This is a genomic window from Mesorhizobium sp. M0276 (assembly GCF_040321755.1).
GTDB lineage: Bacteria > Pseudomonadota > Alphaproteobacteria > Rhizobiales > Rhizobiaceae > Mesorhizobium.
The window spans coordinates 148,965-170,388 of record NZ_JAMYSC010000008.1; the positions used below are offsets into that span (position 1 = coordinate 148,965).

General features: G+C 59.7%; 24 protein-coding genes and 2 pseudogenes. 13 read left to right on the forward strand and 13 right to left on the reverse strand.

The window, feature by feature from the left end:
* Window positions 1–133 precede the first annotated feature (133 nt).
* From NKJ01_RS08920 to NKJ01_RS08930, 3 genes are all read left to right on the forward strand, one after another.
* The gene (locus tag NKJ01_RS08920) at window positions 134–925 is read left to right on the forward strand and encodes an alpha/beta fold hydrolase (RefSeq protein WP_352727494.1); all 792 of its coding nucleotides are present in this window, start codon (window positions 134–136) and stop codon (window positions 923–925) included.
* A gap of 59 nt (window positions 926–984) precedes the next feature.
* Complete coding sequence (locus NKJ01_RS08925) at window positions 985–1,743, forward strand: SDR family oxidoreductase (RefSeq protein ID WP_352727495.1); 759 nt, start codon at window positions 985–987, stop codon at window positions 1,741–1,743.
* 80 nt (window positions 1,744–1,823) lie between these two features.
* A complete protein-coding gene (locus tag NKJ01_RS08930; protein ID WP_352727496.1) occupies window positions 1,824–2,222 on the forward strand; it encodes a cupin domain-containing protein in 399 nt (132 codons plus the stop codon).
* A 7-nt stretch (window positions 2,223–2,229) separates the two neighbouring features.
* On the opposite strand, the gene NKJ01_RS08935 is transcribed toward NKJ01_RS08930, so the two are convergent.
* A complete protein-coding gene (locus NKJ01_RS08935; protein ID WP_352727497.1) occupies window positions 2,230–2,919 on the reverse strand; it encodes a hypothetical protein in 690 nt (229 codons plus the stop codon).
* A gap of 50 nt (window positions 2,920–2,969) precedes the next feature.
* On the opposite strand from NKJ01_RS08935, the gene NKJ01_RS08940 reads away from it, so the two are divergent.
* From NKJ01_RS08940 to NKJ01_RS08955, 4 genes are all read left to right on the forward strand, one after another.
* Window positions 2,970–3,407 carry a CBS domain-containing protein gene (locus NKJ01_RS08940; RefSeq protein ID WP_352727498.1) on the forward strand — a complete coding sequence of 146 codons (438 nt, stop codon included), beginning with the start codon at window positions 2,970–2,972 and terminating at the stop codon, window positions 3,405–3,407.
* Window positions 3,407–4,354 (forward strand): sensor histidine kinase, encoded by a 948-nt coding sequence (locus NKJ01_RS08945; protein ID WP_352727499.1) that lies wholly within the window; start codon window positions 3,407–3,409, stop codon window positions 4,352–4,354. Before NKJ01_RS08940 ends, NKJ01_RS08945 begins: the two co-directional genes overlap by 1 nt.
* Window positions 4,355–4,427: 73 nt before the next feature.
* Window positions 4,428–4,709, forward strand: coding sequence for a GNAT family N-acetyltransferase (locus NKJ01_RS08950; RefSeq protein ID WP_352485986.1), 282 nt, complete (start codon window positions 4,428–4,430; stop codon window positions 4,707–4,709).
* A gap of 35 nt (window positions 4,710–4,744) precedes the next feature.
* Complete coding sequence (locus tag NKJ01_RS08955) at window positions 4,745–5,176, forward strand: DUF1810 domain-containing protein (protein ID WP_352727500.1); 432 nt, start codon at window positions 4,745–4,747, stop codon at window positions 5,174–5,176.
* Window positions 5,177–5,271: 95 nt separating this feature from the next.
* On the opposite strand, the gene NKJ01_RS08960 is transcribed toward NKJ01_RS08955, so the two are convergent.
* Genes NKJ01_RS08960 through petA form a run of 4 tightly spaced genes read right to left on the reverse strand, consistent with a single transcriptional unit; the run spans window position 5,272 to window position 9,557 of the window.
* Complete coding sequence (locus NKJ01_RS08960; RefSeq protein ID WP_352727501.1) at window positions 5,272–6,180, reverse strand: pirin family protein; 909 nt, start codon at window positions 6,178–6,180, stop codon at window positions 5,272–5,274.
* Entirely contained in the window at window positions 6,177–7,724 is a 1,548-nt protein-coding gene (locus NKJ01_RS08965) for a mechanosensitive ion channel family protein (protein WP_352727502.1), read from the reverse strand. The genes NKJ01_RS08960 and NKJ01_RS08965 overlap by 4 nt, the downstream gene beginning before the upstream one ends.
* A gap of 31 nt (window positions 7,725–7,755) precedes the next feature.
* Complete coding sequence (locus NKJ01_RS08970; protein ID WP_352727503.1) at window positions 7,756–9,057, reverse strand: cytochrome b; 1,302 nt, start codon at window positions 9,055–9,057, stop codon at window positions 7,756–7,758.
* A 17-nt stretch (window positions 9,058–9,074) separates the two neighbouring features.
* Window positions 9,075–9,557, reverse strand: coding sequence for a ubiquinol-cytochrome c reductase iron-sulfur subunit (gene petA / locus NKJ01_RS08975; protein ID WP_502905865.1), 483 nt, complete (start codon window positions 9,555–9,557; stop codon window positions 9,075–9,077).
* A 704-nt stretch (window positions 9,558–10,261) separates the two neighbouring features.
* On the opposite strand from petA, the gene NKJ01_RS08980 reads away from it, so the two are divergent.
* Window positions 10,262–10,510 carry a hypothetical protein gene (locus NKJ01_RS08980; RefSeq protein ID WP_352727520.1) on the forward strand — a complete coding sequence of 83 codons (249 nt, stop codon included), beginning with the start codon at window positions 10,262–10,264 and terminating at the stop codon, window positions 10,508–10,510.
* A gap of 59 nt (window positions 10,511–10,569) precedes the next feature.
* Here NKJ01_RS08980 and NKJ01_RS08985 read toward each other — a convergent pair whose 3' ends face one another.
* Window positions 10,570–10,806 (reverse strand): hypothetical protein, encoded by a 237-nt coding sequence (locus tag NKJ01_RS08985; RefSeq protein ID WP_352727504.1) that lies wholly within the window; start codon window positions 10,804–10,806, stop codon window positions 10,570–10,572.
* 215 nt (window positions 10,807–11,021) lie between these two features.
* Here NKJ01_RS08985 and NKJ01_RS08990 point away from each other — a divergent pair, with 215 nt between their 5' ends.
* The 3 genes and pseudogenes from NKJ01_RS08990 (at window position 11,022) to NKJ01_RS09000 (ending at window position 17,245) form a co-directional block, all read left to right on the forward strand.
* Window positions 11,022–15,539 (forward strand): nSTAND1 domain-containing NTPase, encoded by a 4,518-nt coding sequence (locus NKJ01_RS08990; RefSeq protein WP_352727505.1) that lies wholly within the window; start codon window positions 11,022–11,024, stop codon window positions 15,537–15,539.
* Window positions 15,540–15,815: 276 nt separating this feature from the next.
* Window positions 15,816–16,073, forward strand: a pseudogene (gene cysW, locus NKJ01_RS08995) (sulfate/thiosulfate ABC transporter permease CysW); the annotation flags it as partial.
* Window positions 16,074–16,201: 128 nt separating this feature from the next.
* Window positions 16,202–17,245 (forward strand): sulfate/molybdate ABC transporter ATP-binding protein, encoded by a 1,044-nt coding sequence (locus NKJ01_RS09000; RefSeq protein ID WP_352727506.1) that lies wholly within the window; start codon window positions 16,202–16,204, stop codon window positions 17,243–17,245.
* 39 nt (window positions 17,246–17,284) lie between these two features.
* On the opposite strand, the gene NKJ01_RS09005 is transcribed toward NKJ01_RS09000, so the two are convergent.
* Both NKJ01_RS09005 and NKJ01_RS09010 read right to left on the reverse strand, forming a co-directional pair.
* Window positions 17,285–17,500, reverse strand: a complete 216-nt coding sequence (locus NKJ01_RS09005) for a GNAT family N-acetyltransferase (protein ID WP_352727507.1) — start codon at window positions 17,498–17,500, stop codon at window positions 17,285–17,287.
* A 203-nt stretch (window positions 17,501–17,703) separates the two neighbouring features.
* Window positions 17,704–18,157, reverse strand: a pseudogene (locus NKJ01_RS09010) (ISKra4 family transposase); the annotation flags it as partial.
* Between NKJ01_RS09010 and NKJ01_RS09015 the strand changes: the two are divergent.
* The gene (locus NKJ01_RS09015; RefSeq protein ID WP_352727508.1) at window positions 18,120–18,281 is read left to right on the forward strand and encodes a hypothetical protein; all 162 of its coding nucleotides are present in this window, start codon (window positions 18,120–18,122) and stop codon (window positions 18,279–18,281) included. The pseudogene NKJ01_RS09010 and the gene NKJ01_RS09015 sit on opposite strands and share 38 nt — an antisense overlap.
* 99 nt (window positions 18,282–18,380) lie before the next feature.
* Here NKJ01_RS09015 and NKJ01_RS09020 read toward each other — a convergent pair whose 3' ends face one another.
* The gene (locus NKJ01_RS09020) at window positions 18,381–18,545 is read right to left on the reverse strand and encodes a hypothetical protein (protein ID WP_352727509.1); all 165 of its coding nucleotides are present in this window, start codon (window positions 18,543–18,545) and stop codon (window positions 18,381–18,383) included.
* A gap of 410 nt (window positions 18,546–18,955) precedes the next feature.
* Here NKJ01_RS09020 and NKJ01_RS09025 point away from each other — a divergent pair, with 410 nt between their 5' ends.
* A complete protein-coding gene (locus tag NKJ01_RS09025; protein ID WP_352727510.1) occupies window positions 18,956–19,216 on the forward strand; it encodes a hypothetical protein in 261 nt (86 codons plus the stop codon).
* A 292-nt stretch (window positions 19,217–19,508) separates the two neighbouring features.
* Here NKJ01_RS09025 and NKJ01_RS09030 read toward each other — a convergent pair whose 3' ends face one another.
* The 4 genes from NKJ01_RS09030 to NKJ01_RS09045 form a co-directional block, all read right to left on the reverse strand.
* Window positions 19,509–19,886 carry a DUF2934 domain-containing protein gene (locus NKJ01_RS09030; RefSeq protein ID WP_352487651.1) on the reverse strand — a complete coding sequence of 126 codons (378 nt, stop codon included), beginning with the start codon at window positions 19,884–19,886 and terminating at the stop codon, window positions 19,509–19,511.
* Between the two features lie 752 nt (window positions 19,887–20,638).
* Window positions 20,639–20,878, reverse strand: a complete 240-nt coding sequence (locus NKJ01_RS09035) for a hypothetical protein (protein WP_352609048.1) — start codon at window positions 20,876–20,878, stop codon at window positions 20,639–20,641.
* A 7-nt stretch (window positions 20,879–20,885) separates the two neighbouring features.
* On the reverse strand, window positions 20,886–21,131 hold the full coding sequence (locus NKJ01_RS09040; protein WP_352727511.1) for a hypothetical protein: 246 nt from the start codon (window positions 21,129–21,131) through the stop codon (window positions 20,886–20,888).
* An 81-nt stretch (window positions 21,132–21,212) separates the two neighbouring features.
* Window positions 21,213–21,424: helix-turn-helix domain-containing protein (locus tag NKJ01_RS09045; protein ID WP_352609052.1), on the reverse strand; the 212-nt coding region annotated here is incomplete at its 5' end.

The window sequence follows — 21,424 nt, forward strand, 5'->3', positions numbered from 1 at the left end:
TCACCTGATCTCAGCGATGACCTACCCTGGACCTTGGCATCACATGACTGACCATTCCGCATAATAGGTCGGCGCGCCGGGTCGGCGCATTCTTCTGCGCATAGGTCATGAAAGGCCGGCAAAGGAGAAAGCAATGTCGAACATTACCAGGATCCTGGCGCTCGCAGCGGCGATTGCCTTATCGAGCACCGCGATGGCGCAGCCGGTCGGCCCAAAGGCCAAGCCGACGGTCGTGCTGGTGCACGGCGCCTTCGCCGAGTCGTCGAGCTGGGATGCGGTCATCACCAAACTCAACAGGGACGGCTATATAGCCAAGGCCGCAGCCAATCCGCTCCGCGGCGTCGCCAGCGATGCCTCGGCAGTCTCGGCCATCCTCCGGTCGATCCCCGGGCCGGTCGTTCTGGTGGGTCATTCCTATGGCGGGCCAGTCATCACCGAGGCCGCCAACGGCAATGCCAACGTAAAGGCGCTGGTCTATGTGGCTGGGTTCGCGCCGGAGACCGGTGAATCGAGCCTGACGCTTTCTGGCATGTTTCCCGGCAGCACTTTGGCGAGCGCTCTTGCTCCAGTCGCGTTGCCGGGCGGCGGCCAGGATCTCTTCATCCAGCCCGACAAGTTCCGCGCCCAGTTCGCCGCCGATGTCCCGGAAGAACAGGCGTCGCTAATGGCCGCCACTCAACGCCCCGTCGCACAGGCAGCTCTGGCTGAGGCCTCGGGCGTTGCCTCATGGAAGACGCTGCCGTCCTACATGATCTACGGCACGGATGATCGAAATATCCCCGCAGCCGTCATGGGCTTCATGGCCAAGCGCGCGCATGCCGTAAAAACCGTCGTCGTCGAGGGTGCTTCCCACGCCCTCATGGTCTCGCATCCCGACGAGGTCTCGTCTCTTATCGAGGATGCTGCTGCATCGGCCAGTCAGTAACTGGCTGAAAACGCCTGCGTCAACAGCGCAAAACAACACGCCCAACCAGGAGATTGGAAATGAAAATCGTCGTCATCGGCGGAACCGGGCTGATCGGTTCGAAGACTGTGGAACGACTACGGAAAAAGGGGCACGACGTGCTTGCGGCGTCGCCGAATTCCGGAGTGAACACCGTCACGGGAGAAGGAGTGGCGGCCGCCCTTGCCGGGGCGCAGGTCGTCGTCGATCTTGCGAACTCGCCGTCGTTCGAGGAAAAGGCCGCGCTGGAATTCTTCGCGGCGTCCGGGCGTAATCTTCTTGCAGCCGAAGCCGCCGCCGGCGTCCGTCATCACGTGGCATTGTCAGTCGTCGGCACCGACCGGCTGCAGGGCATGGGCTATTTCCGCGGCAAGTTGCTCCAGGAAAAACTGATCAAGGAATCCGGAATCCGATACACGATCGTCCACGCTACGCAATTCTTCGAATTCACAGCCGCCATCGCAAACACCGGCGCCGTCGGCGATACCATCCATATGTCACCGGCGTACTTCCAACCCATGGCGGCCGATGATGTCGCCGATGCAATGGCGGATGTCGCGCTTGCCACGCCGTTGAACGGCACGACCGAAATCGCCGGCCCGGAGCGCGTTCGCATGAGCGAACTCGTGGGTCGCTTTTTGAAGGCCACCAACGACCCCCGCAAAGTCGTCGCGGATCCTGGTGCTCTCTACTACGGTCAAGTGGCAATCGACGATCGAACGCTTGTTCCCGGCGAGAACGCGCGCATCGGCGCCGTGCATTTCGATGACTGGCTCAGCCGGTACACACCGCCGACATAAACAAACAAAGCTAACGCCGGTCTTGTGACCAATCGGATCGGCGTTCCCCAGCCATGCATATTCCAACAAGGAGACCAGACATGATCAAGACACTTCTATGCGCAGCGCTCATTGCCACTTCCGTCACCGCGGCGAGAGCCGATGACGCGGACGTAAAGCTTGTCTACGACCAGGCTCTTCCAAACGTGCCCGGCAAGAGCATGAAAGCGGTGCTCGTCGAGTACGCACCGGGCGGTACATCGCCGGCGCATACCCATCCCAAATCCGCGTTTATCTATGCGACGGTGCTGGAGGGGGCGATCCGAAGCCAGGTCAACGAAGGACCGGTGAAGACCTATCGTGCCGGCGAAAGTTTCTCGGAATTTCCCGGCGACCGTCATGCGGTCAGCGAAAACGCCAGCAAGACGGAACGCGCCCGCCTGCTTGCGATCTTCGTTGTCGATACCAACGAGAAGGACCTGACGACATACGCGAAATGAAATCGGGCTAGTCGTCGCGCGTAAAGGAAAGGTCACCGATATGGATGCGATCGCCAGGCGCACGCTTGCAGGGGTTTCGCTCCCCGACACGCCGATTGTTGGCCGAGCAATCGAATATGCTCGTCAGCGATGTGAACCCTACTTGTTCAATCACGTGGTCCGATCCTGGCTTTTCGCGGCGCGGTTCGGACAGATTCAGAATGTCGAGCACGACGCGGAAGTTGTCGCTGTCGGAACCTTGTTGCATGACATCACGCTCAATGAGCACTTTGCCGGGCCGCGCCGTTTCGAAGTGGAAGGCGCCGATCTGGCTCGAACCTTCGTCCGGGACGGCGGCTTCGACGAACGTCGCGCTCAACTGATCTGGGACAGCGTCGCCCTCAACTCGACACCGTCGATCGGCCTCTACAAGGAAGCCGAGGTGGCGCTGTGCACAGCCGGCATCTGCCTCGATGTCGTCGGCTTGCAATATAAGCTCATCCCTTCCACCGAAATGGCAAGGATCGTCAGCGAATTCCCACGGCTTGGAATGAAGCGGCGGATGACGCGATGCTTTTGTCAGATCGCGGATGTCAGTCGCGAAACTACCTACGACAACTTTGCCCGGGATTTCGGCGAACGCTTTGTCCCCGGCTACAGGGCTCCTTCGGCAGTCGATTCCGTGATGAACGCTCCCTTCCAGGAGTGAGGAAAACATCGAACCCCAACCTCCCGGCTGTGGCCGCGAGGCGCTTTCAGGAGGGCGTCATGCGCATTGACAGTCTGCATCCAATAACGTCGGCCCGCCTCTCAGTGATCGATGTCGACGCTCCGCTTCGCGGTGCCGCACTCTCGCTTTCCAAACCAGCAACAGGCCTGGTCGTCGTTTGCTACGGCAACGGGCAGGCGGCAGGTGTGCTGAGCAAGTCCGATATCATCCGCCATCTGGCCAATTCAGGGCCAACAGAAGCGCCCGTTGCTACGTTGATGAGCCGATCCATCGTCTCCTGCGGTCCCGACGACGACGTCCATTCAGTCTGGCAGACGATGGCCGCGCGAGGCCTTCAGAATGTGCCGGTACTTGGGGCGGACCAGAAGCCGATAGGCGTGCTTGATATCCGTGATGCAATGAAGGCGCTCTTCGATCAAGAGGAGCTCCAGGAGCAACTCTTGGCCAACTACATCGGCGGGATCGGCTACCAGTGATGCAGGAGCAAGGCACCGGGCCGGGCCACAGCAAGCCCACTCCGGGCGATGCCTTTGTTCCTCGTGCTCGTCAACATGATTGCTGGGCCCTGCGACGCGATAGCACGACATATACCGCGGTATTGCTCGCCCTCTTCCTCGACCCAATCGACCACAGATGCCCTTCATTTAAGCTTCTTCCAGCAACCAAGAGTCGACCGAGCAACCGGGGGAATGGAATGTCACGCCTAAAGGAAGATGTCTTCGACCGGCCTGCCGATGTTCCGCGAAGCGACCTACCCGTGCAGATATCGACCGCCGGCATCGTTCATGACCTTGGCAATCTCATCCAGGTCGCCTCATCGGCGTTGAACCACCTGGCCCGTGACCCGAACGTCTCGGCGGCTCCAGATCTTGGGCTTGTAATTGCCGGCGCCAAAACGGCCTTGGAACGAGCTGGCGGCCTTGTCAGGCAGACCATCGGCGTAGCCCGAGAAATCCATGCCGAAATTGAGCATGCGGATGTGGGCGCCTGCCTGGCTGAGGTCGAATCCGTCGTTCGAAGCGCTTGGGGTGCCAATTTGCGCCTCGAGATTCGGGTCGGCTCCGATCTGCCTCGGGTGAAGGGCGATCCGATTGGACTTCAAAATGCGGTTCTGAATCTTCTGTTCAATGCACGCGATGCAATGCCTGACGGCGGTCTCATCTCGATCGATGCCTCCTTGGCGCCCGAAAGTTCCACAGGTGGTCGGATAGATGTTCGTGTCGCCGACAATGGAATTGGAATGACCAGCGAAACTATGGTGCGCGCATTCGATCCTTTCTTCACCACGAAAGGTGGAGGCCTCGGCGGCGTTGGGCTGCCAATGGTGAAGCGCTTCGCCGAGGAGGCGGGGGGAAGTGTCTACATCGAAAGCGAGCTCGGGTCGGGCACCGCCGTGACGTTGCGGTTGCCCGCAATACGATAGAGGGCCAACGATCGACCAACCTGCCTCCGGCAACACCAATACGGACCAACCAGCGTACAATCGAGAGTTAAAGATGGATACGGAAGTCACCGAGAACACTCAACAGCATCGTTTCGAGTTGCCGATCGCCGATGAAGTGTTCGCTGCGGCCTATTACAGGATCGAGAGCGGGAGGATTGTTCTCATACACACCGAAGTCCCGTCGGAGTTTTCCGGACAGGGGATCGCAACGCGATTGGCTCAGGGTACGTTTGAGCTGCTGCGCAAAACCGGCCGCAAAGCGATCTTGAAATGTCCTTTCATGAGCCGGTTCTTCGCCAAACAGCCGGAATATGCCGATGTCGTCGACGGATAGGTACAGGCCGTTTGCGAAAAAAGGCATCATCTGAAATGAGCGACGAGTATGATTTGCAGAGGTTCGTCAGAGCGCAGGACGCTGTCTATGAAGACGCGGTAGGTATTCTGCGCCAAGGAATGATGTGCACTTCCTATATGGAGTTCATCTTCCCAAGGTTGGCTGTCAACCGAAGCAACGCTGCGCCTGCGCCATATGCGATCACATCGCTCGACGAAGCGAGCGCCTATCTCTCATCTCCGATACTGGGAGGTCGTTATCGGGAATGTATCGGGGCACTGCAACGGCTCTCCGGTTCAAGCGCTCACGCTGTCTTCGGTGATGTTGACGCGAAGAAATTACACGCCTCTCTGACGCTGTTTTCCGAAGCGAGCAACGACGAGTTCCTGCTCGAGACTATCTTTGACATGTGGTTCGACGGTTTGCTCGACGAGGACACGATGAACGAACTCAACCCGATGTCGTAGCGTCGCCAACGAGAGGCATTCTTGCGGGCGCTGGGGTGGGGAATGGCGGCAGCCAATCTGCGCACCGGTGAACTATCACTACCTCATTCCCACGCTCAGGTGTCGTCTGGCAGGGGTACGAATTCGTGCTCGCCTGGCACGCCGGGGAAGCGGCCTTCGCGCCAATCCATCTTCGCCTGCGCGATCCGTTCGGCAGAAGAGGAAACGAAGTTCCAGTAGATGTGACGTGGTTCTGAAAGCGGCTCGCCCCCAATCAGCATCAGTCTTGCCGCATGAAAGGCAGGCGCCTGGAGCACGATCTCGGTGCCGGGCGCCAGAGCTATCAAATCGGCCTCATGGAACGTTCCGTCCTGGCCGACAATCCCAACCTCGCCGGCGGCAACGTAGATCGCGCGCTCGACATGTTCGGGTTTCACCTGGTATCGCGCGCCGCTCGTCAGCACAATTTCGGCATAGACCGTGTCGGAGAAGGTCCTTACCGGCGAGACCAGGCCGTCGGATGCGCCAGCGATCAAAGTGAACTCGACCCCGTCGGCACAGATCCTCGGGATTTCGGCAGCGCCGTAATGCGCAAGGCTGGGCGCAATTTCTTCATATCGGGAGGGAAGGGCCATCCACGCCTGAGCGCCGAAGAGATTGCCCCCCGACGCTCGGACTTCTGGCGGCGTGCGCTCGGAATGGACGATGCCCGACCCGGCCGTCATCCAGTTGACCTCCCCGGGACGGATGGTCCGCACCTCGCCGAGATTGTCCCGGTGAACGATCTCTCCATCGATCAGGTAGGTCAAAGTCGCAACGCCGATATGCGGATGCGGTCGCATGTCGAAACCGCGACCCGCGTCGAATACAGCCGGACCAAAATGATCGAACAGGATGAAGGGCCCGATCATCAGGCGGTTCGAGGAGGGCAACAAACGCCGTACCTTCAAGCCGTCCGCGAACTCACGGACGCTCGGCTGGATGAGTGCCTCGATGCCAGCGATATCGCCTTGGCGGATGGTCATGGATGTTGATCCTTCTGTTTGACCTCTCGGCCAGGCGCTCCAGCATGCTTGAACGGAGCGGCGCGAAAGGCTGCCTGAATGGCTGTAAGGAGCGCGAACTTGGAGCTCGCGTGCTGGCGTCCTGGAATGCCGCTGTCGCCGAAGGCCGACACCCTCGTCGCCAGGATCGCGGCAAGATCTTCGGCTATTTCAGGCCTGTCGAGCAGCAGCGGCGCGATGCTTCTCTGGTCTATCTCATAAACCGCGACATGGGTCATTGCCCGCAATGTCGACTCCTCGCCGATCCCGGCGAGCAAGCCTGTCTCGCCGAAGAAGTCGCCCGGTGCGAGCCGACCGATTTCCAGGGGGTGAGCATCGTCCTGGCCACGTTGCCGGGCGATGACGCCGGTCCGAACAATCATGAGGGACGGCAGCATTTCTCCCTGCCTTGCGATGATTTCGCCCTTGCGGTAGCTGCGGACCGAGGTCGTCGCGGCAAGCGCCTCCTGCTCGGCATCCGTCAGCGCCGAGAAAATCGGTATGGACTTGATCAGTTCGATCGGGGTGAAGCTGTCAGAGGCTGCCTTATCGTCGGTTGGGCGGCTGGTCATGGCAATCGACGCCGAAAGCGGCTCAGCCAGCAGCATGCCGATTGACTTTGAATGGCGATAGATGAGATCGAAAACTTCGTTCCGAGCGCTAATTCGCTGGTCGAGACTTGCGACGCGAAACGAGAGCTCGATTTCGATTGCCGCAGCATCCAGGCTTCTGATGGCAACCGAAGGCGAAGGATCCTGGATGATCGAATTGCAACTCAGCAGGACGGAACGCATGGTATCAAGGATGATCGCCGGCATCTTCGTCGGTACCACTTTGATCGTCACGGCGAGTCCATGGCTCTCGTCTGGACCGCTGACATTCGTCACTCCCATCCTGGCGAGAAAACTGTTGGGCAGCGCGACGACATTGTGAGCTGGGGTAAGCAGGTTGGTCGACCGCCAATTGGTCTCGACAACGCGCCCTTCTGTTCCGTCGCTCAGGACAATCCAGTTTCCAAGCACGTAAGGGCGACCGAGGTTAAGCGCGATTCCTGAAAATACGTCGCCAAGCGTATTCTGGAGCGCCAGTCCCAGGATGACGGCAAATACCCCCGAGGTGGCGATCAACGTTCCGACTGGCACGGAGAAGACGAACGCCAGGATCGACAGCAGCGTTCCGGTGTAGACGATGCCGACCACGACGTCCTGCAGGAGACGTGCCTCGCGCGGCTTTCGCTCGAAGACAAGATAGATGCGAACAAATCCGATTAGCGCCCAGGCAAGGTGAACCCACCAGAGCAGCTTGACCGACCCGATCAGGATCGCTCCGCCGCTTGCCTCTTCGCCCCCCGCAGGTTCGTACGGGACAACGCGCAGGTCGAGAACGATAACCGACATGGCAAGGAAAAAGCCAAGCTGGACGATCAGCCTCGCATTGGCGAAACGTCTGGGGATGAGGGCCCAAACGACGATCCCGGCGAGGCCGATCAACACGATGTAGACCAGAGGCGAGTTCCACCAGTTCATGACGGATCCAGATCGAGCATATTCGCAATGTTCAGCGCCCTTCCGACGGATGTCGGATCTCCGGACCGGGCGCCCGCCGCTTGGCCTTGTTCTTTTCGAGGACCGCTTCGGTGATCGAATGCGGTAAAGGACGTGGTGTCTCGATCAGCCCAAGCAGCGGCATGACGATGATGAAGAATGCAAAGTAGTAAAGCGTCGCAAGCTGGGACATGACCACGTACGCGCCTTCCGCCGGCTGTGAGCCGAGCCAGCCGAGAAAGAGCGCGTCGGCCACGAATATCCAGAAGAACAGCCTGTACCAGGGCCGATAGACCGCCGAGCGCACCTTGGAGCTGTCGAGCCACGGCACCAGGAACAACACGGCGATTGAGCCGAACATCGCCAGCACGCCACCAAGTTTGGAATCGATCGGTCCGACATTGAAGGTGATGGCCCGCAGGATTGCGTAGAACGGCAGGAAGTACCATTCCGGCACGATATGCGCGGGCGTCTTCAGTGGGTTGGCCACCGTGTAGTTGTCCGGATGGCCAAGAAAGTTCGGCAGATAAAAGACGAAATAGGCAAAGAAAAACAAGAACACGATGATGCCGACCGCATCCTTGACGGTGGCGTAGGGCGTGAAGTCGACGACATCGGTTTTGGATTTCACCTCAACCCCCGTCGGATTGTTTTGGCCGACCACGTGAAGCGCCCAGATATGCAGGGTCACCACGCCTGCAAGCACGAATGGCAGCAGATAATGGAGTGCAAAGAAACGGTTCAGCGTCGGACTGCCGACAGCGAAGCCGCCGAGCAACAGCTGCTGGATCCAGTCGCCGACCAGCGGAATAGCACTGAAGAAACCGGTGATGACGGTGGCGCCCCAAAAACTCATCTGGCCCCAGGGCAGCACATAACCGATGAAGGCTGACGCCATCATCAACAGCAGATTGGTGCAGCCGAGCACCCATAGAAACTCGCGCGGCGCCTTGTACGAACCGTAATAGAGCCCGCGGCAGATGTGGAGGTAGACGGCGATGAAGAAGAACGATGCTCCGTTCGAATGCAGGGAGCGAAGCAGCCAGCCAGAATTTACATCGCGCGTGATCTTTTCGACCGAATTGAAAGCCAGCCCCGTGTCGGGAGCGTAATGCATCGCCAGCACGACACCTGTTATGATCTGCGACGCCAACATGACCGTGAGAATGCCGCCGAACGTATAGGCGTAATTCAGGTTGCGCGGGACGGGATAAACGATGAAGGAATCATGCACCAGCCGTGGCAACGGCAGGCGGGCGTCGAACCAGCGTTCGATGCCGGTTTTCGGCACATATGTCGAATGTTTGTCGCTCATGGTAACCTGCCTATGCTTCAGCCGATACGGATCTTGGTGTCGGAACTGAACTGGAACGCCGGCACCAACATGTTCTCCGGCGCTGGACCCTTACGGACGCGTCCTGCGCTATCGTATTGAGAACCGTGGCATGGGCAGAGCCACCCTCCGAAGTCGCCCTGCTGGCCAACCGGGATGCAGCCGCTATGCGTGCAGACCTGGACCATCACTATCCAGGCTTCCTTACCTGGCGCAGTGCGGTTTGCGTCGGTCGCCGGCGCGTCTGCGGGCAAATTGGCATTGCGGGCGATCGGATCCTTGAGCTCGGCGAGATTGACTGCCTCGCCGTCCTTCATCTCTTGCTCGGTGCGGTTGCGCACGACCACCGGCTTGCCGCGCCATTGCACGACCAGCGACATTCCCGGCGCAACTGAGGAGACGTCAACCTCGACGGCGGCCGGCGCTTCGGCGGGCAATGTGTGCTCGGCGCTGCTGGATTCGGGTTCGGAAAGGTCGGCCATGACGAGGACTCCTGGCGTTGGGAAAGCTGCTTCAGCGCGTCGGCGGCATCGAGCAAAGCCAGGACACGGCTGTGGCTTTTCGAATGCGTCGCGTCGGGTTGAAATATGCCGGCCGTGGTGGGACGTGAGCCATTGTGCCTAGGGCGCGTTCGTCCAATACTTTCGGTCATGATTTCCTGAGCGAAGGACTGGCCGGACTGTTGAGGAGACCATGGATGGTCGGCGGGTTTCTGAACTCTCCGTTTAGCGTTCCTCAGATCCGGCATTGTTCACGCCGCAATCACAGAACAATCGCTCAGCCCGATCATACCTCGGCATAGGCACGTCTGGCTGTCGGTGTGATGGCCGTCCCACCCCGGCAGATGCAAGTTTTGTGATGCAATCGTCTTGGAGGTTGCTGGCAAGGATAGCTAACGCGTGGCGCTATGCAGGCTTGCGCCCGGACAACAACAAAATCCGCGGAATGTCATCTGCGTTCGGAAAACAAAGGCACGCACGACGAAATTGACGACGGTTAGCGCTGCGGCGATGGCAGTTGCCGACGCGGGTTTGGGCGCACCTGCGCTGGCTGTACCTTGGCACCAGATTCAATCGGAGTTGAGAAAAATTGGGTCGTGTACGCGTGAAAGCTCATGTTGTTTCGGGGGCCGCCGTCCGCAGATAGCGCATCGTCGTGCGAGCGCTCTCAGATTTGGAGACTCGATATGAAAATTGTAGTCATCGGTGGCTCACATTACATCAGAGCGAGCACTGTCAAAAAATTACAACGCAAGGGCCACGAGGTTGAAGCGGCATCCTCGCCCCGCGGTGCCAATACTTACATTACAGACTATCGCGATGCTGGCTACGCTGGCCAACATCTGAGGCGCCGCCTCGTGTATTTGGGGTCGCTGATTCATGAACTGTGGCGCCAGGGACGCGCGTGGCGCAACAAACTTAACGCTCACTTCTAGAGTCGTGCACCCGAGTCGGTATCAATCCCAAGCGGATAGAGGCATTAGCCCTCAGTTGCTCATAATGATCTGATCGGCAGTATCTGGTTTCGCTGCAAGTCCTCGCTGCCGTTGTCGCTCCATAGCGGCAGGGAAATCGCGTTCCCGAGCGCAATGTCTTCGACCAAGCTGCCGATCAGCTCTCGGCCCCAAGGCTGCCGGACCGCAATGCGCGCCCATTCCGTCATTCGTGCCAAATTCTTTGCTGCTAAAAGCCGCCATTCGGTCATATGGCCGGCGACTTCGCCGGCGACCACGCTGGCGGTCGCGGTCGAACGGGAAGCAGCTGTTCGGCTGCAGCAGAGCGAATGACCGCATTCGGCCGGAAGCGACACCGATACCTAGATTCCGGGCAGGACTGGGCACCCACCTCAAACTTCCTAGCACTCCCTATTTGCTGTTTTGTAGCCTAGAGTGGGCTCAAGATGTCCGACGGAGAGCGGCAGTGGTTGTGGACCGCGTTCAGAGAAGAATGGCTGCCATCCTTGCAGCCGACGTGGTCGGCTATAGCCGGCTTATGGGCAAGGATGAGGAGGCTACGCTTGCGGCGCTGAAGGCCCACCGTGAGATCATCGACGGGCTGATTGCTGAGCACGGTGGCCGAATTTTCGGGAGCGCCGGCGACAGCGTCATCGCCGAGTTCGCGAGCCCAGTGGAAGCGGTGCGGAGCGCCACCGGGATCCAGTTGGCAATCCACCACCGAAACTCGGGCTTGCCCGAGCGGGAACGCATGCTGTTTCGCATAGGTATCAATCTCGGGGACGTCGTTGCCGACGGCGACAATCTGATGGGCGACGGCGTGAACGTCGCCGCACGCCTGGAGGCGCTCGCGCCGCCAGGGGGTATCTATGTCTCCGAGCCAATTCATACGCATGTCCGCGACCGGCTCTCGCTCGATTTTCTCGACATGGGCGAGCACAGGGTAAAGAACATAGCCCGCCCGGTACGAGCCTATCGCGTTCCGCTCGCCTCTGAGGATCAGGCCAGGTCGCCATTCCGCGGACTGGACGTCTTTGATTTCGACCATGCTGATATCTTCTTCGGTCGTGCGCGTCCGATTGCCACCTGTGTCGAGAGGGTGGAACAGCTAGTCGCGAGTGGCAGAGCGTTCCTTCTAATCTATGGCATGAGCGGCTCGGGCAAATCCTCCCTGCTTCGCGCTGGACTGCTTCCCGCCATCTTGCGGCCGGGCGCGACCTCCGGGATCGTGCTTTGGCGCCGCTGCCTCATCCGGCCGTCGGAGGGATCTGACACGATCGCATCTTTGGCCGCCGGACTCCTTCAAGAAAGTGCCCTGCCAGAGCTCGCGAACGAGAGAACAGCCGCCGAGCTGGCGGAGCTCATTCGCGGCGCGCCCGACCGAGTTCCGGCGCTGATCCGCGCCGCGCTTGCCAAAGCCGCCACTGCTGCGAACGTCTCCGCCGCGCAAGCACGCTTGGTCGTCGCTGTAGACCAGATGGAGGAGTTGTTCACTACACAAACGGGGCCGGCGCGCGAGGCATTCGTTCGGCTGCTCGCTTCGCTCGCCACTAGTGGCCTTGTATGGGTGATCGCGACAATTCGGGCTGACTTCTTTCACCGCTGCGGCGAAGTTGCGGGCTTTTCGGCCCTCAAGGACGGCTTGGGCAGTTACGAGCTACTGCCGCCGACCGGTGCGGAGATAGCGCAGATCATCCGCGAGCCAGCGCGAGCTGCGGGTCTTCGCTTCGAGGAGACAGCCGATCAAGGCCGTCTCGATGATGTGCTCCAGGCAGCTGCGGGGGCCGATCCGGAATCGCTGCCGCTTCTCGAGTTCGTGCTCGATGCGCTGCACGATGCTTGTCGGGATCGGCGGATCCTCACTTTTGCCGCCTATCGTGCGCTGGGTGGCCTCGAAGGTGCGATCGCTCGGCGCGCCGACGAAGTGGCCGATGCACTTCCGGCACATGTGCAGGACACGCTGCCGGCGGTTCTCAGATCTCTGACCACAGTGCGCCTCGGCGACGAGTCAATAGCTGCGGTCCCGGCTCTGGCAACCGACGTCGCGGGCACGCCCGCCCAAGCGGAGCTGGTCGACGCATTGATCGCCGCCCGGCTGCTGGTCAGCGACGAGGATGCGGAGGGACGTGCTGTCGTTCGCGTCGCACACGAGTCCCTATTGACCCGCTGGCCGAGGGCACTGAACCTCGTCAATGCCAATAGGGAGTTCCTTGAAACCCGCGCCCGCGTCCAGACGGATGGCCGGCGATGGCATTCCGACAAGAGGAACCCGGATCTTTTGCTCCCTGCGGGCAAGCGGCTCGTCGAGGCAGAGGAACTGCTTTTGTCGAGGCGAGATGAAATCGACGGCCCTACCGCGGACTATATTCAGGCGTCCTCGCTCGCGGTTAGGGAGAACGTCGAAAGAGAGCAGAACGCAGAACGAGCGCGAATGGAGACCGAAGCTGCTGCTGCGACACTGCTTGCCCGCCGAACACGCTACGCGGCGGTCGCTGCAATTCTACTCGCGGCAATCGCAGGCGTCGGTGCTGTCGCAGGGTTCCTCGGACAGCGCGAGGCGGAGCGGCAAGCCGTCGAGGCAAAAAACAGCGCGGACCAGGCGAGAACCGCAGAGGGGCAGGCGCTGGAGGCGCGGCAGAAGGCCATCGAGGCACGTGACGAGGCGCTCCGCAGTCAGTCCCTTGCTCTGGCATTTCTCTCGCAGCAGACCGCGGCGAGCGGCGATACCGAGGCCGCCATCCTTCTTGCACTGGAGGCGTTGCGGCCGAAAGACACTCCACCCGGACAACGTCTGGTCGAAGCCGAGGCTGCTCTCTACAATGCTCTGCTGGCGCACCGCCAACTCAGGACTTTTCGCCATGATGCTGGTGCAACCTGGGTGGCCTTCAGCCCAAAGGGCGATCGCATTGTTACGGCATCCTACGACAAGACCGCTCGTATCTGGAACGTGTCGGACGGGTCGGCAATAGCCGTCTTGAAAGGGCATGGAGGGGCCCTCGAAAGAGCTTCTTTTAGCCCCGATGGCAACCGCGTTGTTACTGCCGCTCGTGACAACACGGTGCGCATATGGGATGCCAAGTCGGGAGCGCAGCTTTTTGTTGTTCAGCAGCCCGGTGGCTTTCCAACTGCCAAGTTCAGCCCAGACGGCACGCGAGTGCTCACTGCATCTGACGACAACAACCATGCCATGTCGATCTGGGATGCTAGAAACGGTGCGAATATCCTGACCTTGAAGGGTGGTGGAACGTCGTTCGCGGACTTCAGTCCCGATGGGCACAGCTTCGCGGCCGGACAAGGCAATAGTCGCACTGTTGGGATCTGGATTACCGAGACCGGAGAGCAGATCAAAAACTGGCGAATTCCAAACTGGCCAGATGAGGTCGTTTTTAGTCCTGACGGAAACAGGCTCCTCGTAACTTCGTGGTTGCCTTATACGTACGCTGAAACTTCAGGCCTTTGGGACGTATCGAAAGGCACCGAGATTGCTGCTCTCGGCGGTCACAAGAGCGACACCCACAGCGGGACCTTCAGCCACGACGGCCGCCTCGCCACGACGGTATCGATCGATGGCACCGCACGGCTCTGGGATGGCGTAACCGGGAAGTTGCGCAATGTGCTTGGAGAAGAGACACCTGGGCTAAGATTGACGGATGTTACGCCGCACACGAATGATCAGGAAGTGAACAGCGCATTCAGTCATGACGACAAGCTCCTGGCTACCGCATCAATGGACGGTGGGGTGCGTGTTTGGGACGTGGAAAACGGTTCGTTTCTTACTTCTTTGAGCGGCCACCATGCCTTGGTAGAGCATGTTGAGTTTAGCCCCGTCGACAACACCTTACTTACGGCGTCGCACGATGGTACGGCTCGGCTCTGGGACATCGATGGGATTCTCACAAATGAGTTGCTTCACAAGTATCCGCCCAACTTTGCTGTGTTCAGTCCCGACAACATACACTTTGTTACCGGAGGCGGAGACAGCCTCGCTCATCTGTGGGATGTCGCCGGCGCCCATGAGACGGCTGAGCTTGAAACGCATGAGCCGCTTCAGGCGGCGGCGTTCAGTCCGGATGGCCAACGCCTCGCCACTGCGACCCTCAGCGGCGAGATTCTGATTTGGGACGTTGAAAGCGGGCGGCAACTCAGGCGGCTCGAAATGGGACGCGCCGCGGTCGTGAGTGTTCAGTTCAGCCCCGATGGAAAGCTCGTTGAATGCGCATCGCTTGCAGGGGTGGCACAGCTGTGGGGCAGCGATGGCGAGACGGTCACCCTCAAAACGAGTGCCACTTTAACGAATGCTGTCTTTAGCCCTGATGGGCGGCTCGTTCTCACAGCGACTAGCGACAATATCGTGCATCTGTTGCGGACCGATGGGACCGAGGTTCGCACTTTCGTGGGGCATCGGAACGGCATTACCAGTGCCGCCTTCAGTCAGAATGGTTTGCTCGTCGCAACCGGTTCGCTGGACCACACCGCGCGCATTTGGTCGGTTAAGGACGGAAGTACTGTCCAGATGCTGCAGGGGCATGACGAGCCCCTGACTGATGTGGCTTTCAGCCCTGACGGTCAGTCGTTGTTGACTGCCTCGCGTGACAGCACCGCCCGCATCTGGAACGTTGCTGATGGAACCAGAAAGGCAGTCCTCAAAGGCCACCGAGGCGCCGTAGAGAGCGCGCGATTCAGTCCCAACGGCATCTATATCGTTACGACATCATCGCAGGATCGGACTGTCAGGCTTTGGGCTACAGCGTCTGGCCGTGAGATAGCAACGATTTCCGAGCCCCAGGATAAGCTCAATCGACCGAAGGTGACCCGCGCCACGATGAATTCGAAGGGCACGGCGATCGCCGTCGTTTCAGGCGATGAAAGGGTGCGCATAATCCGAACGTTTCCGACATCCAACGATCTCATCGACTATGCAAAAACCGTCGTGCCGCGCCAGCTCACACCATGCGAGCGCCGGCGCTTCTTCTTGCCCGTCGGGAGCGACGTTCCCGACTGCCAAGGATAGCGACAAACACGGCCACGCTCAGGCCGGCGCGCGTGTTCCCAGACGACCAGCGCAGGCCGTGTCGGATCTGGTCATCAGCCATGGCCAGAACCATCTGATCGGATCTCCTTCAGACTTGTTCGCATCAAGAGAGAGTTACCAAGATGCGCAACCCGCTGAAAGGTACACGGCATATCGAACTTGGAACGCAGGCGTCCCAAGGATCTCGCCAAGCTGCCGGAAATCAAGCGGATCAGCATCGACGATCCACTTTTTGGCGGCTGGACGAAGGCGCAGGGGCTGCTCTACGGCGTACTCCTGTGCAACGCGCGTGCCATGGGCGAGTTCGGCGCGGTGTCGGTCGTGTCGGGCCACATACGCGGCCTGACCAACACCATGCCGCTGCATGTCGAAATCCTCTATAACGAGTACAACGCTGTCGGCGCCTTTGCCGTCGCTTCATTGCTTGCGGGCCTGGCGCTCGTCACGCTGGTCTTGAAAACACTTCTCGAGATGCGCTACGGCGCCGAGATCGCCGCGACGCGCGGGCACTGAATGCATGTCGCCCAAAAGTGGGAATCCGGTTTTGGGGTAACGACACCATGAAACAAAGATTTTGATGTCGCCCAAAAGTGTGTAGCGGTTTTGGGATAACGACATACATCGACCAAATAGGGATTTGCATGGAGGTTCGCGTTGTCAACGTGCGCAAGGAGTTTGAGCGGTTTCCGGCGCTTCATGACGTGTCGCTCGACATCAAGTCGGGCGAGTTGATCGCGTTGCTGGGGCCGTCCGGTTCCGGCAAGACGACGCTGCTCAGGCTGATCGCCGGGCTGGAGCGGCCGACGCGGGGCAATATCTTCTTCGGCGACGAGGACGCCTCGCACAAGTCGATCCAAGAGCGCAATGTCGGCTTCGTCTTCCAGCACTATGCGCTGTTCCGGCATATGACGGTGGCTGACAATATCGGCTTCGGCCTGAAGGTCCGGCACGGGTCGTCGCGCCCGCCGGCGCAGGAAATCCGCCGCCGCGCCTCAGAGCTGCTCGACCTCGTCCAGCTTTCCGGGCTCGAAAAGCGCTATCCGGCGCAGCTCTCCGGCGGCCAGCGCCAGCGCGTGGCACTGGCGCGCGCCATGGCCATCGAACCTAAGGTGCTGCTGCTCGACGAGCCGTTCGGTGCGCTTGACGCGCAGGTGCGCCGGGAATTGCGCCGCTGGCTTCGTGAGATCCACGACGCCACCGGCCACACCACCGTCTTCGTCACCCACGACCAGGAAGAGGCGCTGGAGCTTGCCGACCGCGTTGTGGTGATGAGCCAGGGCCGCATCGAGCAGGTCGGCACTGCCGACGACATCTATGACGCGCCCAACTCGCCCTTCGTCTACGGCTTCATCGGTGAATCGAGCTCGCTTCCGGTCAAGGTTGAGAATGGGGAGATCTGGCTCGCCGACCGTCCGATCGGGCTTGCCGCGCCGCCCAACGAGCCCTCGGGCGAAGCGACGCTTTACTTCCGCCCGCACCATGTCGAATTGCTGGATGGCTGCAGCGGCTGCATCGCCGGCACGGTCGCCGCCAGCCGCCGCGTCGCCGGCACGCGCCGCGTCGAACTCGAGATCGGTGGCGAGCGCCAGCGGGTCGAAATCGAATTGCCTGTCGATCATCCCGCGGCGCAGAAAAGCCGGGTGGCGTTCCGTCCCGGCCGCTGGAAGCTTTTTCCGGCCTCTTAGCTACAAGGCGGTTGCCAACCCGTGTTGGAGCGACATTGGCTACTTTTCAACGCACCTTAGCGAGAGCACCAGGGTCAGCAGATTTTTCGGGGAAGCTGCAAAGCCGTAGTGCCCGTAGAAGGCTTTCGCTTCATCCGATATGGCATGAACAAAAATGCCGCGAATCCCGAGGATCGTTGCGGCGTGACCGGTGCGCAGGACGGCGTCTTGCAACCGCGCGGCCCCTAGCCCCTTGCCTTGCCAGCTTGTGTCCATTCGAATGTCGCGCGGTCGACGTCGAGCACCTGATGGAGAAGTTCTGCACGGCCTTGCCTTCCAAGGTGGCTTTGGTCACCGCGATCATGGTTCCGGGTGGAAACTTGCCGCCCCTGAAAGGGGAGCAGGAAAATCTATGGGGCGATCTACGCGGCATCGGCATGAACTGGCGGATTGTCCTCGTTCGCCGCGCAGCCGGGATATCACTCATCGAACAGATCGCGGAGAGTGCCGTCGAGCGTTCGCGTACGGATTTGCAGCAGCATGTGCGCCATGCCGCGACCATTGCATCTGCTGCTTCTTGTAAGCGCTTGGCGATGACGACGTTGACGGCAGACTCCACGAACGACGTCGCGATCCGCTCGTGGTTGCGGTAGCGCTCGCCGCAGTTCGGGATCGCGTGCGCGTTGGGATGTAGGTGGCGAATTCCTCGGCCGTTTTGATGAACGCCTTCAGCTTTGGGTGGGCGCAGTCCTCTTCGGTCTCGGACAGTTCGTCGACCAGGGCCTCGCCCCACAATAGTCCGGCGCGAAAATTGCCGTGCCACAGGGACCGTTTGATCCGCAGAAGATCGCGGGCGATCCGCTCGCCGTCATCCCGGCCATGATGGGTCAGGCCTTTGGCGAATTGGCCAAGGACGGTCAGGCGCTGGCGCACGGTGCTCACCACCAGGGACATGGTCAAAGCATTGGCGATGGCAAAGGAGAACGGCGATAAGGTGCGGGTCGAGACAATCACGCCGAAGCTGAAGCGGCGTAAGTTGGCTGGCGCCGTTGCCTGAATTGGCGCCAGCCAGACGGTCCAAACTAGGGTTCCGCCGCACGAAGATATAGCTGATTCTTTGCGTTGCATCATCGTCGCTTTGGGGGGCAACCACCGGCTAGCCCGCCAGGGCAAGACCTGCCGCAATGGCGATGCCAATGGCGAATCCGGTGGCGAGCTTTCCGGCCAAGTCCATAGCGGTGGCGGCAGCCGTGCGGCGCCAGTCACTAGGAGGGCGGCCCAGAGCCGTGGAAAGATCATCAAAGATGCGTTCGTGTTTCATGGAAATCCCCGCTCTCAATCAGATGCACTTATCGATTCTACAGAAGAACAGTGGAGTCCATATGCAGATCAAAATAGGCGTTTTCGCATATATACACTTGGCGTTTTGGGCCGAAAACGTTTTACCTGATTAGGCGAAAGCGCCTCATCGACTTCAGAACGTGAAAATAAAAGTTTTGATATACTTTCATGCGCGTCGATTCTCGGCCATGTTTCTGTCGGGGAAGGGGTTTCCTGAAAAAAGGTCGGAAGCGGCGGTGGACGAAGATCATCTTCTTGGCCGAGGTGGCGGAGCCATGTCCACGGCAACAGCCCAATAGCACGCCGACGACTCCCAGGTCGTCTCTCGCCCCCGGCTTTCCGGGGCCTATCCGGTGCTGGCCCGAGAGGCCACAACTGGGAGAGACTGAAATGAACGCTCATGCAAACGTCACCGAACTGCCAACCCAAGCCTGGCAATTCGAATTAGGGCAGATTGTTTCTCACAAGCACCACCCGCACCTATCGATGGTGCTGCTCAGAACCGTCACTGGCCGCGGACGTGAAGTGTACGGCATTCGTCGCCTGCGAGACGATTGGGACATTATGATTATGGGCGACGCGTTGGTTCTGGTGGCCTACGAGGAAGTTGAGGCCCTGGCGCTGGCCGAGGAAAAGCGCTGGAACGCCTGACCCCAGCCCACCGCCAGACAGAACCCCGCTTCGGCGGGCTTTTGTTGGGGCGTTGGAAAAACCCGCTGCCAGGGAGGTGGCAGCGGGCTTTAAGCTCGCCGTGGGGAAGGGGGTGAGCTTGGTACCGCCATCGCTTGGGAGGGGTAGATGGCCGACAGCTAATAAATACCCATAGCCAAGCCGCGCCTCACTTGTGCGAGGGTGTTACTAGCCTAATCGAAGGCACTATCGGGGCACACGATGGTTTAGCCGCCCCGCTTAGCGCTGGGTAGAGCGCGACAGCCCGCTTTCGCTATTTACTGAAATTCTGTTGACCCGTTGCCAAACTCCGCGCGGCATCCTCAATTGCTGCCCGGTCATTGCCAAGCCGATCGATCAGGTCTTGTGCTTGTTCGGCCGTTATACCGGTGCGCATTGCCAACGCGTCAACGGTCAGCACGTCTGAACTGGGCGCTTCGCCACGCTTCGGCTTCTTGGCTCTTCTCGACAACACCGTCGCTCCGACAGAGCTTGGTTCGGTGACCGCCTGGCCGACCTGCAATTGCTCCTCGCGATCAATCTCTTGCGCGGCTGTGTGCCAATGTCTGTCTTGGTCGCCCTGCAGCCGTCCTTCGCGTTCCCAGATTTCATAGGCTCGTTGCTGAATTTTTTGGTGCCGATCGTCGCCCATCGTGATTTCTCCGTGCGGGTTACCCCTAAACGCGGGGTGCTTCGGAATGATCCGGCGCGGAATAGAGATTTTGGTGTGGCGGCGAATTAGGAACTGATCCGACATCGCCGTTGAGGGACAAACGACGCTTCGCCGCCACCATCTTCAACCCTCGCGCGGGCGGTAGGTTCCGTGGCTGCGGAATGAGCCTGCCTTGCTGGTCAAGGGCTTTTTTGTTGCGGGCCATTCAATAAAAAAGCCCGCTGCCGGGAGGAGGTGGCAGCGGGCTCGATCTCGAAGACGGTGCGGGAGGAGGTGCACCGCTTTCGGGTTGTCGGGTCTCATCTGGGAGGAGTAGACGGCCGACTGTTTAAGGTTATGGCAAATCAAAAATTGTGCAATGCACAAAAGGTTTATCGCACTGCAAAGTGTGCGAGACTCAATCTGCGTAAGGCGGATAGGTTCCGAGCGCGACACGTCGGACGATGGGAATGGAAACGCGCGTCGAAAGGAGAAGAAGCGGGGAAGGCCGTCTGCGTCTTCTACAAGCCCAACGAAAACAATGCACTAGACAAACATATTGGCTCCCCGGGCCGGACAAATTTGATAAATCGAACCGGGGCCAAAAGTTCCAGATAAGCATTGCTTTTCAGTCCCTTATGAGGACCGCTTCCCAAAGCAACGACCGCCTTGATGTATCTCAAGGGGTAGCAGCGGTGTATCTCTCAGTCAGCGTTGACGAGCGCTGCGACGACATTATGGCTCGTCAGAGGCTATGCCTCGACGTTTGGGTCCGACGCGTCGTATTTAATCGCAAATCCCGCATCGGTCGCGCTTCGCGCAATGAGATCGCCAAGTTGCCAGTCCGTGAGTTCGCACAGCGGCAGCATTCTCCTCACGGTGTGGCTGACCTCAGAAATCGAAATGCTCGGGCTACCAATGTTGTCGATGAGGTAACAGACAATCGCCTGGCGAACGTCTGAGAAGGTGGGCGTCTGCGTGAGCGCAGACATATATGGCCTACGAATGGAGCCGTGGTTCTACACCCTCGGCCGTTTTTGCATCGAAGGCGACGGGCACACCGTGAGTGATGCATGCCTCAGCCAGCAGCTCTTCCAATTCGAGATCGGTGGCCTTGCACGCCGGCATGAGTGTTCGGATGGCGCGAATTGCCAGTGCGATGGACAGGAAGTGAGCCTTGCCTCTTGAAAGGACATAGGCTTCAGCGGCTCTTTCAACCGTGACGGTGTGAAAACTGCTGGTCATCGAGAATACCTCCCTGAAACCCTCAACACGATTTACGGCAGCAATTCCGTAGCCCGCAAGGGTTTGTCCGATTCCGGACAGTTAGGCGGAGGCTAGGCCGAAGTGACTTTGCTCCTCCTCGCCGTAAGCACCATGTGTGAGCTGTATCATTCCAATGCGGTCGATAATCGTGATCTCGCCGCGCCTGGCGTGAACCAGCCCCCGATATTCGAGCATTTGGAGCGCGGTGGTAACGCCGGGACGCCGGGCACCAAGCATTGTCGCCAGAAATTCATGCGTCAGGTAGATCTTGT

What these genes read in the sequence shown, in the direction of transcription:
- NKJ01_RS08920 (WP_352727494.1), top strand. Translation starts at nt 134, where the DNA reads ATGTCGAACATTACCAGGATCCTGGCGCTCGCAGCGGCGATTGCCTTA.
- NKJ01_RS08925 (WP_352727495.1), top strand. Translation starts at nt 985, where the DNA reads ATGAAAATCGTCGTCATCGGCGGAACCGGGCTGATCGGTTCGAAGACT.
- NKJ01_RS08930 (WP_352727496.1), top strand. Translation starts at nt 1,824, where the DNA reads ATGATCAAGACACTTCTATGCGCAGCGCTCATTGCCACTTCCGTCACC.
- NKJ01_RS08935 (WP_352727497.1), bottom strand. Translation starts at nt 2,919, where the DNA reads ATGTTTTCCTCACTCCTGGAAGGGAGCGTTCATCACGGAATCGACTGC.
- NKJ01_RS08940 (WP_352727498.1), top strand. Translation starts at nt 2,970, where the DNA reads ATGCGCATTGACAGTCTGCATCCAATAACGTCGGCCCGCCTCTCAGTG.
- NKJ01_RS08945 (WP_352727499.1), top strand. Translation starts at nt 3,407, where the DNA reads ATGCAGGAGCAAGGCACCGGGCCGGGCCACAGCAAGCCCACTCCGGGC.
- NKJ01_RS08950 (WP_352485986.1), top strand. Translation starts at nt 4,428, where the DNA reads ATGGATACGGAAGTCACCGAGAACACTCAACAGCATCGTTTCGAGTTG.
- NKJ01_RS08955 (WP_352727500.1), top strand. Translation starts at nt 4,745, where the DNA reads ATGAGCGACGAGTATGATTTGCAGAGGTTCGTCAGAGCGCAGGACGCT.
- NKJ01_RS08960 (WP_352727501.1), bottom strand. Translation starts at nt 6,180, where the DNA reads ATGACCATCCGCCAAGGCGATATCGCTGGCATCGAGGCACTCATCCAG.
- NKJ01_RS08965 (WP_352727502.1), bottom strand. Translation starts at nt 7,724, where the DNA reads ATGAACTGGTGGAACTCGCCTCTGGTCTACATCGTGTTGATCGGCCTC.
- NKJ01_RS08970 (WP_352727503.1), bottom strand. Translation starts at nt 9,057, where the DNA reads ATGAGCGACAAACATTCGACATATGTGCCGAAAACCGGCATCGAACGC.
- petA (WP_502905865.1), bottom strand. Translation starts at nt 9,557, where the DNA reads ATGGCCGACCTTTCCGAACCCGAATCCAGCAGCGCCGAGCACACATTG.
- NKJ01_RS08980 (WP_352727520.1), top strand. Translation starts at nt 10,262, where the DNA reads ATGAAAATTGTAGTCATCGGTGGCTCACATTACATCAGAGCGAGCACT.
- NKJ01_RS08990 (WP_352727505.1), top strand. Translation starts at nt 11,022, where the DNA reads ATGGCTGCCATCCTTGCAGCCGACGTGGTCGGCTATAGCCGGCTTATG.
- NKJ01_RS09000 (WP_352727506.1), top strand. Translation starts at nt 16,202, where the DNA reads ATGGAGGTTCGCGTTGTCAACGTGCGCAAGGAGTTTGAGCGGTTTCCG.
- NKJ01_RS09005 (WP_352727507.1), bottom strand. Translation starts at nt 17,500, where the DNA reads ATGGACACAAGCTGGCAAGGCAAGGGGCTAGGGGCCGCGCGGTTGCAA.
- NKJ01_RS09020 (WP_352727509.1), bottom strand. Translation starts at nt 18,545, where the DNA reads ATGAAACACGAACGCATCTTTGATGATCTTTCCACGGCTCTGGGCCGC.
- NKJ01_RS09025 (WP_352727510.1), top strand. Translation starts at nt 18,956, where the DNA reads ATGAACGCTCATGCAAACGTCACCGAACTGCCAACCCAAGCCTGGCAA.
- NKJ01_RS09030 (WP_352487651.1), bottom strand. Translation starts at nt 19,886, where the DNA reads ATGGGCGACGATCGGCACCAAAAAATTCAGCAACGAGCCTATGAAATC.
- NKJ01_RS09035 (WP_352609048.1), bottom strand. Translation starts at nt 20,878, where the DNA reads ATGTCTGCGCTCACGCAGACGCCCACCTTCTCAGACGTTCGCCAGGCG.
- NKJ01_RS09040 (WP_352727511.1), bottom strand. Translation starts at nt 21,131, where the DNA reads ATGACCAGCAGTTTTCACACCGTCACGGTTGAAAGAGCCGCTGAAGCC.